This window comes from Hwangdonia lutea, assembly GCF_032814565.1.
Taxonomy (GTDB): domain Bacteria; phylum Bacteroidota; class Bacteroidia; order Flavobacteriales; family Flavobacteriaceae; genus Hwangdonia; species Hwangdonia lutea.
On record NZ_CP136521.1, the window covers coordinates 3110020 to 3125166 of the forward strand.

Genomic DNA, 15147 nt, shown 5'->3' on the forward strand with positions numbered 1-15147 from the left:
AAATCAATGTTTTTAAGTTAATAATTATCACCTAAATAAAACTATTTCAATGAGCGTTAAAACAAGAAATGTTTTTATGAATATTATTCAAATTGCTTTACAGCATCACTTAAATCATAAACAGGAACCTCATTGATTGTTTTTGAAATTATACTGCTACCGGCGGCACTTCTATAACCGCCTGCACAATGCACTACGATGGGTTTATCTGATGGGATGCTGTCTTTGGATTCTCTTAATTGGTTTAAAGGAATCGCGATGGCATCATCAAATATTTTGCCCTCATCGGTTTCACTTGTATTCCGAATATCAATAATGGTGTATTGATTTGTGTTATTTTTGAAATCGTTAAGATTAAAAACTTCAGATTTAGTAAATGCTGTTTCGTTTATTGTTATCAGTTTTTTGAGCTGTTTTTCGTATCCAATTTTCGCAATCCGATTTAAAATGGTTTCCCGGTCTTTTACGGAATTGAGAACCACACAAAACGGTTCTTCGGGCTTTACAATAGCACCCAACCACGTTTCAAACTTATCATCATCCGATTGCGCCATAATATTAAAACTGCCTGCTAAATGGTTTCTTTTAAAATCCTTTTCATTTCTAACATCAATCACTAAAGTATCCGTTGTATCAAATGTATCCATCTGAAATTGCAACCTTGGTTTTGCAATACTTGGCTCGTAATTATCAGCACCTTCTTTATTAATATCAACATTAAAACCAAAATAAGACGGTACAAAAGGCTGGTCTTCTAAAATATGTGCCACAAATTGTTCCTCGGTTAAATCTTTAAATGCCCAGTTTTCCTTACGCTCTCTTCCCAAAGTGCTCGAAGCGTCGTCGCTCAAATTTCTGCCACACAACGTACCCGCTCCATGCGCCGGATAAATGATGGTGCTATCCGGTAAATGGTTGAATTTGGTTTTCATGGTATGGTACATGCTTTTGGCCAAATCTTCGCGCTTCGCTTTCATGTTTCCGGCTTTTTCCCTTAAATCAGGTCGACCAACATCGCCGATAAACAAGGTATCGCCCGAGAACATTACCTGTTTGTCACGGTCGTCTTTGGCAATAATGGTAATGCCATCAGGAGAATGACCGGGTGTGTTTATGGCTTCAAAGCTTACATTTCCCATTTTAAATGAATCGCCATCATCAAAAGTTTGGTGCGGATAACTTGCACCAACAAGCTTGCTCGCGTATATATGAGCTCCGGTTTCTTTGTGTATCTGCAAATGACTGCTTACAAAATCGGCATGCGGATGCGTTTCGAAAACGGCCACAATTTTGGCATTATGCGCTTCGGCTATTTGGTAGTACGGTTTTACATTTCTGGAAGGATCAACAAGTGCCATTTTACCTTTGCTGATTATAGCATAGGAATAGTGCGCCAATGGCTCGTCTTTAATTTGTTTAATCGTCATGTTTTTTATTTTAAATTAATATAGAAATTTTTAGTGAAAACACCAAGTGACGTTTACTTCGGATATATCTGAGCAATTCATTTTTGCTGGATTAAACCTTTAAACGGACTAACATTTTTATAATCGAATGTAGAACATGACAAAAATCAGTTTAAAAAAAAATGCTAAACATTACTTTTGTTGCAATGAAAAAGGTGGTTTACATATTCGCATTTGTTTTGTCAATATTGCTTTTGTTTAATAACGCTAAAGTTAGTTTAACCTTTGCTTATTACAATATAGACCCCATTGGTTTTATTGATGCTTTATGCGAAAACAAGGACAAGCCCGAACTGGAATGTAACGGAAAGTGCCAATTAGAAAAGGTTGCCAAATCTCAAGATAAAGAACAAAAAACACCTATAAGTGTTATTGATTTTAAAGAACTCATCCTGTTTTCACATGTTGCAGAAACAATGGTTTTATCAGAGATAAGTGGCTTTAAAGTTCAGCAGCCAACAAGGTACCAAAATCTTTATTCCTTTAACAACACAAACGATTGTTTTCATCCACCGCGTGCATAATTTCACTTTTACTATTGGTAGTATCAACTATCGCAATTACAAAGTTAAATTATAATAAAACTAAAAAATGAAAACATTATATAGTGTGCTTTTATGCGCGCTAATTTCAGCCATGTCTTATGGGCAAGAATTAAACGAAACCATAAGCGATACCACAACACAAAAAATTAATAAATTAGATGAAGTTATTGTTACGGGAAACATAAAAAAAGACCCCATTTTAACAGTCGTTTCAAATAAATATGACGAAGCCATAGTACAGCCCAAAAATGTAGCCGATTTGTTTAACAACATTAATGGGTTTTCGGTTATAAAAAGAGGAAATTATGCTATTGACCCATCATTTAGAGCGGCACAATACGAGCAACTAAACATTCAGTACGATGGCGGCACCAAAGCGATGCATGCCTGCCCAAATAGAATGGACCCGATTACAACGCACATTATTCCAGAAGAAATTTCTAAAATTGAAATTATAAAAGGGCCTTACACCGTGCGTTATGGAGCTACTTTTGGTGGCATTGTAAACTTGGTAACACAAAAACCAGATTACGAAGATTATGGTTTACGCGGAAAAGTTTCGGCAGGTTACGAAAGCAACGGAAACTCTTTGGTAAACCTTGCGCATTTACAGTATATTCAAGAAAAGTATGATGTTGTTGCCAATGTTGGTTATAGGGATTTTGGAAATTATAAAGACGGTCATGGAATCGAAATTCCTTCGTCTTTCCGAAGTACGGATTACGGCATAAAACTAGGTTATAACTTTTCAGACGATCAACGTTTTCAAGCACATTGGAGACAATCTTTTGGTCGCGATGTATTACACGCCGCCTTACCCATGGATACGGATTATGATAATAGCAGTATTATTTCTTTGGATTATAAACTGGATAATATTGGTGAAATTGCAAAAACATTTACGGCGAAAGCCTATTACAGTTATGTTGATCATTTAATGACAAATACCGACAGACCTTCTTTTATGATGATGGAAGCGGCTTCGGCTGTCGATGCCACGACCATTGGAGGAAAATTAGAATTAAACTGGAAACCAAGCGCAAAACTGAATGTGTTTTCAGGTATTGATGCCATGCATATTGCCAGAGATGGAGGCCGAACCCGGTTGGTTAAAATGATGAACGGAAACCCTTTACCAATGCCTATGACTTTTAATGATAAGGTTTGGCAAGATTCCTATATTACAGATTTAGGCCTATTTACCGAAGCAAAATATGCTTTCAATTCTAAAACGATATTTACAGTTGGAGTGCGTTACGACAATGTAACATCGGATATTCAAGATCCGGAAGACGATTTTGCCGCCATGTACAACCTTGAAAAGCGAACAGAGCACAACGTTAGCGGAACAATATCATTAAAAAACAGAGTGTCTGACCATTTCACTTTGGAAGCCGCTTATGGCCGCGGAATAAGGTCTGCCAACATGATAGAGCGCTTTATAAATCATTTTACCGTTGGGCAAGATCCTTATGAATATGTGGGGAATCCTGATTTAAAGGCTGAAGTGAATAATCAATTTGAAATTGGATTTAAAGGAAAAGAACCTTTAAAAAACGGCTTTAACAGCTTTAGTTACCAAACGTCTTTTTATTATTCCTTTTTTGAAAACTATATTGTTGGTATTGTAGACCCAACCATTACGCGAAAGTTTAACCCTATGGCACAACCAAGGCATGTAAAAGTGTTTCAAAATTTAGACGAATCGTATAAAACCGGTTTCGAAGCTATGGCAAAACTGGACTTTTTAAACGATTTTTATTTTAAAACCGAAGTGGCTTATGTGTATGCAAAAAACAAGGATTTAGGTGAATCGTTGCCATTAACGCCGCCATTAAATACCAAGTTAATTTTAGGTCTTCAAAAAGAAAAATTTTGGGGAAACATACAATACAATGCAGTTTCGAAACAAGATAATATTTCAAAAAGTTTTGGCGAAACCGAAACGGATGGTTACCAAACCATCGACCTCCGTTTTGGACTAAAACCGATTAAGAATGTTACCTTAGGTGTTGCGGTAATTAATGTTTTAGACGAAGCTTACAATAACCATTTAAACTTCTCCTTTACGAATCAAACAGATTTTGGAAGGACACCCATAACTGAGCCGGGGCGTAATTTTTCAACTTTTTTACAGTATAAATTTTAATATTTACATGTTGCAATTAAAAAGAGTAGCGTACTTTAAATAGGCTACTCTTTTTATATTTATATGATAAAAGGCAAGCTTACTTTTTCTGGATATTAAAAAACAATTCTTTACCCGACCTCGACTCATGGGAATTGGTTGCTTTCTCCATCAAACCAATATGAAAATAAGGTTTAAAATACGTTAAATACTCTTCCTTATTGCCTCCAAAAGGTGGATGTGTTTTGTTTAAGGGCACATTAAAAAGTAAACCAATAATTTTGCCGTTGGTGTGTAATATTTTAGACGCTTTTTCAGCATATAAAGCCCTATGTTTCGGATTTATGGCACAGAAAAAAGTTTGTTCTATAATTAAATCGAAAGTCATATCCAGCTCAAAAAAGTTTTTTTTAATGAGATGCGACGAGGGAAACGAAGGCACTCTGTTTTTTAGATTACTAAGTGCTGTTTCAGAAACATCCACAACATAAACATTTTTAAAACCTTTAGAGTTGAGGTATTCTGCTTCATAACCATGGCCACCTCCCGGAATTAGAATTTTTAATTCCTTGTCATTTTTGGAAAGCTGATCGATATAGGCTTTAATGGGAGGCGAAACTGTTCCTAAATCCCAACCAATATCGTTTGTTTTGTATTTGTTATCCCAAAATTCTTCTGTTAAATTCATTAATTATGAGAGGTTATCCTATTAATAATATCTTCTTTTTGAACCACACCAGATTGTCGCCAAACCTGTTTTCCGTTTTTAAACAACAGCATTGTTGGCACACCTTTTACTTGATATTTAGCAGCTAAGGCTTGGTTTTTGTCAACATCTATTTTAATGATTGAAACACGGTCTCCTAAGTTTTCTTTTACTTGTTTAAGTATGGGATTCATCATTTTGCATGGGCCGCACCATTCTGCAAAAAAATCTACTAAAACGGGTTTGTCTTGATTTATTATCTCTGAAAATTTACTCATATTTAATACATTTATTTATCGAAAGTAATGCTCCAAATACCTCTAACCTCATTAACGCCGTAACCTATGGCTTTGTCGTTAGGATATAGTTTTTTTACTTTTTGTAAAGTTAACATTTTTAAATCCTCTTGAGGTTTGCCATGACATTGTAAGCACATCGCATTGGTGGTAATCGGGTAATATACTTGCACACGGTCTTCCAGTTCATCTACAATGGGTTTGGGTTCTTTGTTATTTTTTATGTCTTTTTTAAAAGTTTCAATATAGGCTAATTCTTTGTTGTTTGCTTGATTGGCCGCATTTCTGGGTTTATCTGAAACGCGTTTAATGGTAGCCTTATGCACAATAGCCATACTATCGGTTAAAGGATATGCTTTTTCATTACAAAATGCCAAAGCTTCTATGGTTCCTTTTTTTTGTATGGTGCCCATTAGGTTTTTACCCAAAACGGCTTTGGTGCTAAAGGCAATTTCTAAACCTTTTTCGTGATAGGCAATCGTATCAAATTTAGATTGGGTTTTTTCTGAGGGAACATCTTTGATTTTTTTAGAATTATTACAGCTGAAAATCAATGCTAAAATGACGCTTAATAAGATGGTTTTTTTCATTTTGAAAAATTTTATTTAATGGTTTTTATGTTGGATTTTTCAATATTATTTCAAAATTACACAATTCGAAATGAGATGAGTTGACTTATGTTACATATAAATTCAAACGAAGAGGAACTTTATTAAAAATGGATATCTAATATTTTAAACTTGGCTGATTGAAAATAAAAAGTCAATTTTAAATGTCACCATAAACAGGGGTTATAAATTCGTCATTCAAAAAAGGCTCAGTATCCAGTTGACTTTGAAGTATAACGCCTTGGGGTCTTGTTTCCAAAAGCCATTGAATGGCTTGTACCAAGGGTGCGGCAGTGGTTGTTTGAATCGCCCGAAGCTTGTGTTTACCAACCTGTTTGGGCTTAATATGTTTAGCAACTTCGTCCCTCCTTAAAATGCCATTTAAATCTTTGCCTTCCACGGCGGCATAAAGCACGATTTGGTCGTCCTCTATATGTGGAATTTGGTCTTGCATTATCTTTTGTAAATCAGCAATGGCATCTTTGGAGTTCGATAAATTTTTTAGTTGCGCTTTAACCCAAGCGTAGTGACCGGGGTGTCGTAATGTTTTATAGTGGAGATTTTTAACTTTGCCCTCTAAGGCATCCGGTAAATCGGCAGCACCACCAGAGGTCAGGTCTTCTTCGTAAGTTATCCCGTTTATTATAATGCGAGCACATTCAGATAGGGCAGGGCGATTTGTTTTTTTATAATCTCGCAGAACGATGCTATCTTTTAAATACTCGGTGGCCACACCAACAGGACTCCAAGTGAAACCATAAAAATGTGGGGCCACAGCATGATTGGTAAGTGCACCAACTTTAAACTCTAACGTATTTACTTGATTCACCATATGTTGCTCGCAAAAATTTTGAAATAAATGGTTGGCCAAAACATCAATGTAGCCCGGAGCAATTCCCGTTTGTAAAACGAATCCAGTTTCGGCATTTTTAGCGATTTCTATTATCTGGTTTGTTTCAGCAACATATTCAGTTAAATTGGCATAATACAAGTTGTTGTTTTTTGCAATTGAAGCCATTTTAGGCGCTAAACTACCAGGTAAGCAATCAAGTAAGGCATCTCCGTTGTTAAAAATAGTAGCTCCTTCTTTAGAGATATCCGAAGGATCTAAATGAAAAGCTATTACCTTACACGGTTTCGTGGTGCCTTCCATAATCCATTGAGCAACTTTTTGAGCCTTCGAAAGCGTTCTGTTTCCAATATAAATGGTTGGTGTTACTTTGCTCCATTCTGCCAGAATAAGGCCTGCAGCTTCTGCGATTCCGCCAGCCCCAGCAATAATAATATTATAGTGTGTTTTCATAATGAAGTGTAATAAATTGATGTACACTAATTTAAGGATAATTAACCAAGTAGGAATTAAAAAAGGAGGGATTTAATGTGGAATGAATAGCATAAATTACTTTCATTTATAAAGATATGCTTATGAATAATCAATGTGCCAGAAAAAAAATGAATGATAGTTTAAATATATTCTTAAACTGAAGCAGAGTTTAAAAATGGCGTAATAAATAAGTAATTTTGCCAAACATAAGTTAACAAAAAAAACATGACCATACAACAACTACAAGGCACATACAACATTATAGGAAGCAATCAAGATGTAGAAGGCAATAGTTATAAAGGGACATTAAAACTGTCGCTGGATGAAAATAACAGAATTAGCGCAAAGTGGTTAATAAATAATAGTCAAGAGCAGTTTGGGTCTGGCTTTTTTAAAAACAACATTTTGGTGATTAATTTTAATTATAAAGGCGATCAAGAAATTGTTTACAAAGGAGTTGTTGTTTATAAATGTATTACAAAAGATGTTTTAGACGGATTTTGGTCGGAAAAACATGGAAATCCATTGTATTTGGGAGAGGAGCGTTGTTTTAGAGTGGGCACACAAAAAGAAGTGATTAATTAGGAGGTGGTGTTTTATAGCACACTTCGCAATATTTTCTGTACATCCAAATTATCCTTTTGCGGAATTAAAAAGTTTTCCAATTCCTCTGGTGTATTAATCTGTTCTGTTTTATCGATAAAACCGTAGCCTAAATAAACACTGTTTTTAATTAAAATAAAAGCTTCTTCGTCGTCATGTCTTCCTTTTTGTTTGAGCACCAAATCTTTTGTGCTTTCTAAGGTATGTGAAATGGCTGAGTTTACACGTAAATTATATGAGTTTACCGTTTCGTTATCCGAACAAATGCCTTTACAGGTGGTAATTTTGTAGTGTGAGCATTGCGAAACGCCATCTTGTAAATGACAGAATTTAGGGCACAGTTCAAATTGAACACAAATTTTTTCTAGGTATTGCCTGCAATCTGTAATGGTGGAAAAGGTTTGGATGGGGTTTGGTGTTGCCTTTAACCTGTTGTAGGCTAAGTGTTTTATACCTTTTCTGTCTTCATAACTAAAAATGGCATAGGCTTTTGGGTTGCGTTTTGAAACTACGTTGTATGTTGGATAATGGTGTTTAATGGCGGCGTCTTCCATAAGTAACGCAATGAGTTCGCTGCCCGATAATTCAAAATCAATATCCCTGGTTTCTCTAACCATGTCTAAGGATTTTTTTGTTTTACTATAAAAGTGGCTTAAAACCCGTTTTTTGATGTCTTTAGCTTTACCGATATAAATAATTTTTCCTTTTTTATCTTTAAAAAAGTAAACACCTGCCTTGTTGGGCAGGTTATTAAAAACAGCCGTTGGTAAGTGCGATGGCAAGGTGGCTTCTTTAGATGATTTTTTTAAAAAGTTGTTGAAAACGGTTTCGGCATTTTCTTTGTTTAACAGCATTTCAAACAAAACAACGGTTGCTTCGGCATCACCTTTTGCTCTATGCCTTCCGTTAATTTCAATGTTTAGTGCTTTACAGATCTTTCCGAGGCTATACGATTTATAACCGGGCATCAGTTTTCTTGATAGCCTAACCGTGCACAGTTTTTTTCTTCTAAAATCTATACCAATGGCCTTAAATTCATTGCGGATGACATTGTAATCGAAATTGACACTATGGGCAACAAAAATGGTGTTTTCCGTTATTTCTAAAATAGCGTTGGCGATGTCTGAAAATGTTGGGGCATTGGCCACCATTAAATTATCAATCCCGGTTAATGCGGTGATGTAATCGGGGATATAAGCTTCTGGATTTACCAGCGATGTAAACTCATCGACAACCTGATTGCCATCATATTTAAAAATGGATATTTCTGTAATTTTATTACCCTGTCCGGTGGTTTCAACGTCAATGATGGTATACATTATCTTAATTTTTCCAAAGCTTTTAACTCCACGCCCAAATCATTAAACATGTTTATAATACTGCTGATTTTTAAATCCTGCGCATCGTATTCTTGAGTGTTAATGCTACAGGTAAATTCCCAGATTTCCAACACTTCATCAATGGGCACGCTGTAGTCGTGATACGTTTTGTTATCGGACATTAAAAGCAACGACCCGTTAAAATCAATATTGTTCATAACCCGTTTGTACACCATGCCTTCATTGAGGGTTACCAAAACATAGGTTTTACCCGTTTTTATTTCGCTTCTATCTTCAATAAAACGCCCCACAACATAAGAGCCATCTTTCATGGGCAGCATCGAATCGCCTTTTATGGGGAATGCTCTGTGTTTTCCCGTGGGTAAAAACGGTAGCTTGATTTTTTCCAATTGCTCGATGTATTCAGGGTCGTCATAACCAGATAAATAGCCTGCCGATGCTTTAATGGGCACGACTTCAATTAAATTATCGTTGTCTTTATCAACCGTTATGGGAAACAAAACACGCTGATTGCCGATATCGATAAACGAAAAATCACTGGCTTTTGTTAGGTCTTTACGCAATAGAATATCAATAGGTAATTTAAAATAATCGGAGAGTGTAATTAAAAACTCAATGGTAGGTGCAGAGCGTGCTTCTTCGTAAGATGAAATACGAGAACGGGTTACCTGTAATTCATCAGCAAGTGCCTCTTGGGTTAAACCCTTGAGGTGTCTTAAATGTGAAATGTTTTTTGCAATTATTTTCATAATGCTACAAATATAAGCAATAACTGCTACATATAATAGCTAATTTTGAGGCATGGAAAAACAAATTTTGCATTTAGACTTAGATATCTTCTTTGTGTCTTGTGAGCGACTGATAGACAGCAGGTTGCAAAAAAGACCATTGTTGGTTGGTGGCACTGGAGACCGGGGTGTTGTTGCGGCATGCAGCTATGAAACGAGACGTTTTGGTGTGCATTCTGGCATGTCTATGAAACTGGCAAGTCGTTTATGTCCAGAGGCTGTGGTTATTCGTGGCAACTCATCGATATATACCAAATACTCGCATCAGGTTACCGAAATTATCAAGGAAAAAGTCCCTGTTTTTGAGAAAGCAAGTATTGATGAGTTTTATGCCGATTTAAGTGGCATGGATAAGTTTTTTGGCAGTTATAAATACGCCACCGAAATGCGCAACACCATAATTAAAGAAACAGGTTTGCCCATTTCGTTTGGGCTTTCGGGGAATAAAATCGTTTCAAAGGTAGCAACGGGCGAGGCCAAACCCAACAACCAATTGCGTATCGATTTAGGTTACGAAAAACCCTTTTTGGCACCCTTATCCATACGTAAAATCCCATCGGTTGGCAGTAAAACTTACCAAACCTTACGGAATTTAGGTATCGATAAAGTTAGGGTGGTGCAGCAAATGCCCATTGAAATGATGACCAGTGTTTTGGGCAAAAATGGCGCAACCATTTGGAAACGCGCCCATGGATTGGATAATCCGCCATTAACGCCTTACCACGAACGTAAATCCATTTCAACAGAGCGCACCTTTAATAAGGATACCATTGATGTGATAAAATTACGGACAACCATTTTTGCCATGGCCGAAAATCTGGCCTTTCAGTTAAGGCGGGGCAATAAACTGGCATCCTGCATCAGTGTGAAAATCAGGTATTCCGATTTTAACACCTATTCCAAACAGATAAAAATTCCATATACCAGTGCAGACCATGTTATTATCCCCAAGATTTTGGAGCTGTTCGATAAGTTGTATCAGCGTCGTTTGTTAATTCGGTTGGTGGGCGTCAAGTTCAGCGATTTAGTAACTGGAAATTACCAGATTAATTTATTTGACGACACCGAGGAAATGCTGAGCCTTTACGATGCCATGGATACCATTCGCAAGCGTTATGGCGAATTAAGCATTCAAAAAGCAGCATCAATGGGCGCAAAAACCATTGGGCGATTTCATAATCCCTTTAATGGCGAACCACCCATTTTATTGGCACACAGAAAACAATAATGTATCTTAATTGTCACACATATTATTCTTTGCGCTATGGCACGTTTTCAGAAGTGGAACTTTTGGAATTGGCAAAAAGCAAACAAATAAAAACCATAGCCTTAACCGATATTAATAATACTTCGGGATGTTTAAATTTTATTCAGCAATCAAAAAAATATAATATAAAACCTATAGTCGGTATAGATTTTAGAAACGGAGCAAAACAAAAATTTGTTGGTATCGCTAAGAATAATAAAGGTTTTTATGAGCTGAACAAGGTATTATCGTATCATCTCGAAAATAAAATAGAGTTTCCAAATCTAGCACCAAAACTTTCAAATACATTTATTGTTTACCCTTTTGAAACTGTTTTAGAGTTGGAAATCACATCTTTCCAAAAGCATGAGTTTATTGGGGTTTCTGTTGAAGAATTAAAAAAACTTCCATTTTCCAAATTGAAAAGTTTTAAAGATAAATTAGTCATTCAGCAACCCGTTACCGTAAGAAACAAAAAAGATTTTAATGCCCATCGATTACTTAGGGCTATTGATAATAACTGTTTATTAAGTAAGCTTCCAAAAACTGAAGAATGCAGACCAAATGAAAAAATGATTTCAAAAGAAAACCTAGAAATCGCATTTTCTGATTTTCCTCATATTATAGAAAACACGCTACATCTTATAAACCAATGTTGCATCGATTTTGGTTTTGGAGATGAACGGCAATCTCAGAATTTAAAATTATATACCAATTCGGTTGAGGAAGATTTTAAAAGCTTGAAAAAACTATGTGATACGGGTTTTTTTAAACGATATCCAAACCCAACGGATAAGGTGTTTAAAAGATTAAACAAAGAGTTAAAAATTATAAAGGAACTAAATTTTGTGAGTTTCTTTTTAATCAATCACGACATTGTTACTTACGCTAAAAGCCAAGGCTATTTTCATGTGGGTCGGGGTAGTGGTGCCAATAGTATCGTGGCGTATATTATTGGTATTACAGATGTCGATCCGGTTGAGTTGGATTTATATTTTGAGCGTTTTATAAATCCGTACAGGGCATCGCCACCAGATTTCGACATTGATTTTTCGTGGAAAGATCGCGAGGATATTACCCAATATATATTCAACAGATTCGAAAACGTGGCATTATTGGCCACTTACAATACCTTTAAATATCGCGCGGTAGTAAGAGAATTAGGAAAAGTTTTTGGTTTGCCAAAAGAAGAAATAGATAAGTTGAGTAAAGGGAATTTATCTATAAATCAAATAGATGAAATTGGGCAACTGGTTTTAAAATACGGTAAATTAATTGATGGTTTTCCTAATTATGTAAGTGTGCATTCGGCAGGTATTTTAATTCTCGATAAATCCATTCATAATTATTCTGCAACATTTTTACCGCCAAAGGGCTATCCTACGGTACAGTTTGATATGATTATAGCCGAAGATGTGGGTATTTTTAAATTCGATATTTTAGGACAGCGCGGTTTGGCAAAAATTAAGGATACTTTGCAAATTATAGCAAAAAACAGACCCGAATTACCGCCTATTGATATTCATGATTTACCACGTTTTAAAAATGATAAAAAAATCAATAACCTGCTTAAAAGCGGAGGTGCTATAGGAGCGTATTATGTAGAGTCTCCTGCCATGCGCGGCTTAATGATTAAATTGCAAACCCAAGATTATTTGGGGCTAGTAGCCGCAAGTTCAATAATTCGCCCAGGTGTTTCGGGCTCAGGCATGAAAGAAGAATTTATAAAAAGACATCGGTTTCCGGAATTTCGAAAAAATGCACATCCTGTTTTACTCAAAATAATGCCCGATACCTATGGCATTATGGTATATCAGGAAGATGTACTTAAAGTAGCCCATCAATTTGCAGGATTAACTTTGGGTGAAGCCGATGTTTTGCGCAGGGGTATGAGTGGCAAGTATCGCTCACGAGAGGAGTTTTTAGCTGTAGAACAAAAATTTATTTCAAATTGTAAAAACAAAGGCTATTCGGATAAATTGATAAACGAGGTTTGGAGCCAAATAAAAAGTTTTGCTGGTTATGCGTTTGCTAAAGGGCATTCGGCATCTTATGCTGTCGAGAGTTACCAAAGCCTGTTTTTAAAATGTTATTTCCCTATTGAATTTATGGTAGCGGTTTTAAATAATGGGGGCGGGTTTTACAGTACCGAGCATTATTTACACGAGGCTAAAATGCAGGGAGCCAATATTAAATTGCCTTGTATTAACTATAGCGACCATGCTAATAGAGTAATAGGTAAAGACATTTATTTAGGTTTTGGGTATTTAAAGAACTTAGAAAAATTAGTAGTTCAAAGATTGCTTACCGAAAGACAATGGCAAGGACATTATACATCTTTAGATGATTTTATCGATCGCGTAGCCATTAGCATAGAGCAAATATCAATTTTAATACGCATAGGTTGTTTTCGGTTTACTGGAAAATCGAAAACAGAACTTATGTGGCAAGCCATATTTAAGCTTAACGCCACAAAATATTCAAACAAGCAACCTAAACTATTTAAAACAAAGCACAAACATTTTGAGTTACCTGTTTTAGAAGTAAGCGCAGTTGAAAGTGCTTATGACGAAATGGAATTATTAGGGTTCCCGTTATGTGGTTATTTTGATTTGGTAGATGAGCCTTTGGAAGATGATATCACATCAATCGACATGAGTAATTATGCAAACAAAGAAGTAATAATTTATGGAAACTTGGTCAACTCAAGGTATAATAAAACCTCACAAGGAAAATTAATGCGATTAAGCACATTTGTTGATAAACACGGAAAATATTTTGATGCTGTGCATTTTACAGAAGTTGTCCATAAGTATCCCATACATGGGCTAGGTATTTATAAGTGCCTTGGTGTTATCACAAAAAAACATGGTTTCTGCAGTATGATAATTTCTAAAAGTAGAAAAGTTAGGATAAAACCCAACCCTAGGGCTATCGATTAGACTTAAACAATTTCAATATAGCATTCAATAAAGAATGTTTATTACCTCAAACAGTTCTCAGCAACTTTCCATTGTTCACCATCTTTTGCAAGTTTTATGTTGTATTCTTTATTATTTTTAAAATTATGTAGCCTTTATTCAGGACGGGTCAAACTTGTGCATAACGTGCGTGTATATGACAAGTAGCGTGCAAAAATGCGCTAATTTTTCGGTTGAGCCACAAGCCAATTTCTTGTTTTAAGTTTTTATCTTTAAATTTCTAAAACGCCAAAAATAAAAAATTGGCGACTTCCCAAATATACCAAAATTTTCGAATTAGAAAAGCCGCAGCTATTTGTTATATACGGTGTTAGGCAAAGTTTTTTTATTCAATGTAATTTTGACGTTTTGCATTTATTTTCCAATTTTTAATTTTTTCTTTATCCCAAATTATCCAGTTATTACATTTAAAACTTCCTTTTAAGATTGTATCATTTTCAAAAAGACCAAACTCCTTTTTAAGTCTAAATTCAAATTCACCATAAATATCAGATGCTATTGAATAGTCAAATTTAGAAATTTTTATTTTGTATTTGTCAATTGGTATTGACTTAAAATCAGTTCCATTGTATTCTTTGTCAGTTGATTTAGAGTGTATGTTTATTTTTTTAACTAAACTATCTTTTAAAACAATAGTTAGGAATTTAAATTGTCCGTTTAATCGATCTATATAACCTAGATCTCTTGTCTGCAATACGGTATTCCATCTTTGATTAGAATCCTCACTCAATGTATCCAATGTTTTTTTTGTAGGTATTCCTGTCAACAATTGTATTTTTATGCTATTATTTTTTTTGTCTTTGTCACAATTACATACTGAGGCAATACTGTCGATTTTTTGAGAATTTGAAACTGTTATAAAATCCCAAGCAATTTTTTCTGTCAGAGAAGTGTCAATTTTAAAACTATTTTTAAATATCTCTTTTTTTGGAATCGACTTTTGTATTATTTTAGTTTCTTGTTGAGTTTTCTTTTCTCTCTTTTCTTTTTGTTGGCAGCCACAAATAAAAATGAAAATCATCAAATATATTGGAAGTTTATTTTTCATAAATTTTGCCTAACAACCATATATAATCAATATTAACTATATACCTATTATGTGCACTATTAAAGTTT

At 35.1% G+C, this 15147-nt stretch carries 13 protein-coding genes; 5 read left to right on the top strand and 8 right to left on the bottom strand.

Translation table 11 applies throughout. The annotated features are described in order from the left end of the window. Positions 1 to 83: 83 nt before the first annotated feature. Positions 84 to 1427 carry a rhodanese-like domain-containing protein gene (locus tag RNZ46_RS13400; RefSeq protein WP_316982675.1) on the bottom strand — a complete coding sequence of 448 codons (1344 nt, stop codon included), beginning with the start codon at positions 1425 to 1427 and terminating at the stop codon, positions 84 to 86. Between the two features lie 161 nt (positions 1428 to 1588). On the opposite strand from RNZ46_RS13400, the gene RNZ46_RS13405 reads away from it, so the two are divergent. Beyond that, the gene (locus RNZ46_RS13405) at positions 1589 to 1990 is read left to right on the top strand and encodes a hypothetical protein (protein WP_316982676.1); all 402 of its coding nucleotides are present in this window, start codon (positions 1589 to 1591) and stop codon (positions 1988 to 1990) included. 67 nt (positions 1991 to 2057) lie between these two features. Then, positions 2058 to 4160 carry a TonB-dependent receptor gene (locus RNZ46_RS13410; protein WP_316982677.1) on the top strand — a complete coding sequence of 701 codons (2103 nt, stop codon included), beginning with the start codon at positions 2058 to 2060 and terminating at the stop codon, positions 4158 to 4160. A gap of 79 nt (positions 4161 to 4239) precedes the next feature. Here RNZ46_RS13410 and RNZ46_RS13415 read toward each other — a convergent pair whose 3' ends face one another. From RNZ46_RS13415 to RNZ46_RS13430, 4 genes are all read right to left on the bottom strand, one after another. Continuing rightward, positions 4240 to 4827 (bottom strand): methyltransferase domain-containing protein, encoded by a 588-nt coding sequence (locus RNZ46_RS13415; RefSeq protein WP_316982678.1) that lies wholly within the window; start codon positions 4825 to 4827, stop codon positions 4240 to 4242. After that, entirely contained in the window at positions 4827 to 5123 is a 297-nt protein-coding gene (trxA, locus tag RNZ46_RS13420; protein ID WP_316982679.1) for a thioredoxin, read from the bottom strand. The genes RNZ46_RS13415 and trxA overlap by 1 nt, the downstream gene beginning before the upstream one ends. A gap of 11 nt (positions 5124 to 5134) precedes the next feature. Further along, positions 5135 to 5731, bottom strand: coding sequence for a Tll0287-like domain-containing protein (locus RNZ46_RS13425; RefSeq protein ID WP_316982680.1), 597 nt, complete (start codon positions 5729 to 5731; stop codon positions 5135 to 5137). 178 nt (positions 5732 to 5909) lie between these two features. Then, positions 5910 to 7052 carry a saccharopine dehydrogenase family protein gene (locus RNZ46_RS13430; RefSeq protein WP_316982681.1) on the bottom strand — a complete coding sequence of 381 codons (1143 nt, stop codon included), beginning with the start codon at positions 7050 to 7052 and terminating at the stop codon, positions 5910 to 5912. Between the two features lie 246 nt (positions 7053 to 7298). On the opposite strand from RNZ46_RS13430, the gene RNZ46_RS13435 reads away from it, so the two are divergent. Continuing rightward, positions 7299 to 7658, top strand: a complete 360-nt coding sequence (locus RNZ46_RS13435) for a hypothetical protein (protein ID WP_316982682.1) — start codon at positions 7299 to 7301, stop codon at positions 7656 to 7658. 11 nt (positions 7659 to 7669) lie between these two features. On the opposite strand, the gene RNZ46_RS13440 is transcribed toward RNZ46_RS13435, so the two are convergent. Beyond that, positions 7670 to 8998 carry an exonuclease domain-containing protein gene (locus RNZ46_RS13440; protein ID WP_316984997.1) on the bottom strand — a complete coding sequence of 443 codons (1329 nt, stop codon included), beginning with the start codon at positions 8996 to 8998 and terminating at the stop codon, positions 7670 to 7672. Further along, on the bottom strand, positions 8995 to 9765 hold the full coding sequence (locus tag RNZ46_RS13445; RefSeq protein WP_311939021.1) for an XRE family transcriptional regulator: 771 nt from the start codon (positions 9763 to 9765) through the stop codon (positions 8995 to 8997). Before RNZ46_RS13445 ends, RNZ46_RS13440 begins: the two co-directional genes overlap by 4 nt. Before the next feature lie 52 nt (positions 9766 to 9817). Between RNZ46_RS13445 and dinB the strand changes: the two genes are divergently transcribed. Together dinB and RNZ46_RS13455 are read left to right on the top strand one after the other, a co-directional pair. Further along, the gene (gene dinB / locus RNZ46_RS13450; protein WP_316982683.1) at positions 9818 to 11032 is read left to right on the top strand and encodes a DNA polymerase IV; all 1215 of its coding nucleotides are present in this window, start codon (positions 9818 to 9820) and stop codon (positions 11030 to 11032) included. Further along, positions 11032 to 13992, top strand: a complete 2961-nt coding sequence (locus tag RNZ46_RS13455) for a DNA polymerase III subunit alpha (RefSeq protein WP_316982684.1) — start codon at positions 11032 to 11034, stop codon at positions 13990 to 13992. Before dinB ends, RNZ46_RS13455 begins: the two co-directional genes overlap by 1 nt. Positions 13993 to 14356: 364 nt before the next feature. Here the strand turns inward: RNZ46_RS13455 and RNZ46_RS13460 are convergent, their stop codons facing one another. Next, positions 14357 to 15079 carry a hypothetical protein gene (locus RNZ46_RS13460; RefSeq protein ID WP_316982685.1) on the bottom strand — a complete coding sequence of 241 codons (723 nt, stop codon included), beginning with the start codon at positions 15077 to 15079 and terminating at the stop codon, positions 14357 to 14359. Positions 15080 to 15147: the final 68 nt, after the last annotated feature.

Coding starts and splice junctions, on each gene's coding strand:
- dinB (WP_316982683.1), top strand. CDS start 9,818: ATGGAAAAACAAATTTTGCATTTAGACTTAGATATCTTCTTTGTGTCT.
- RNZ46_RS13400 (WP_316982675.1), bottom strand. CDS start 1,427: ATGACGATTAAACAAATTAAAGACGAGCCATTGGCGCACTATTCCTAT.
- RNZ46_RS13445 (WP_311939021.1), bottom strand. CDS start 9,765: ATGAAAATAATTGCAAAAAACATTTCACATTTAAGACACCTCAAGGGT.
- RNZ46_RS13415 (WP_316982678.1), bottom strand. CDS start 4,827: ATGAATTTAACAGAAGAATTTTGGGATAACAAATACAAAACAAACGAT.
- RNZ46_RS13410 (WP_316982677.1), top strand. CDS start 2,058: ATGAAAACATTATATAGTGTGCTTTTATGCGCGCTAATTTCAGCCATG.
- trxA (WP_316982679.1), bottom strand. CDS start 5,123: ATGAGTAAATTTTCAGAGATAATAAATCAAGACAAACCCGTTTTAGTA.
- RNZ46_RS13405 (WP_316982676.1), top strand. CDS start 1,589: ATGCTAAACATTACTTTTGTTGCAATGAAAAAGGTGGTTTACATATTC.
- RNZ46_RS13425 (WP_316982680.1), bottom strand. CDS start 5,731: ATGAAAAAAACCATCTTATTAAGCGTCATTTTAGCATTGATTTTCAGC.
- RNZ46_RS13430 (WP_316982681.1), bottom strand. CDS start 7,052: ATGAAAACACACTATAATATTATTATTGCTGGGGCTGGCGGAATCGCA.
- RNZ46_RS13460 (WP_316982685.1), bottom strand. CDS start 15,079: ATGAAAAATAAACTTCCAATATATTTGATGATTTTCATTTTTATTTGT.
- RNZ46_RS13435 (WP_316982682.1), top strand. CDS start 7,299: ATGACCATACAACAACTACAAGGCACATACAACATTATAGGAAGCAAT.
- RNZ46_RS13455 (WP_316982684.1), top strand. CDS start 11,032: ATGTATCTTAATTGTCACACATATTATTCTTTGCGCTATGGCACGTTT.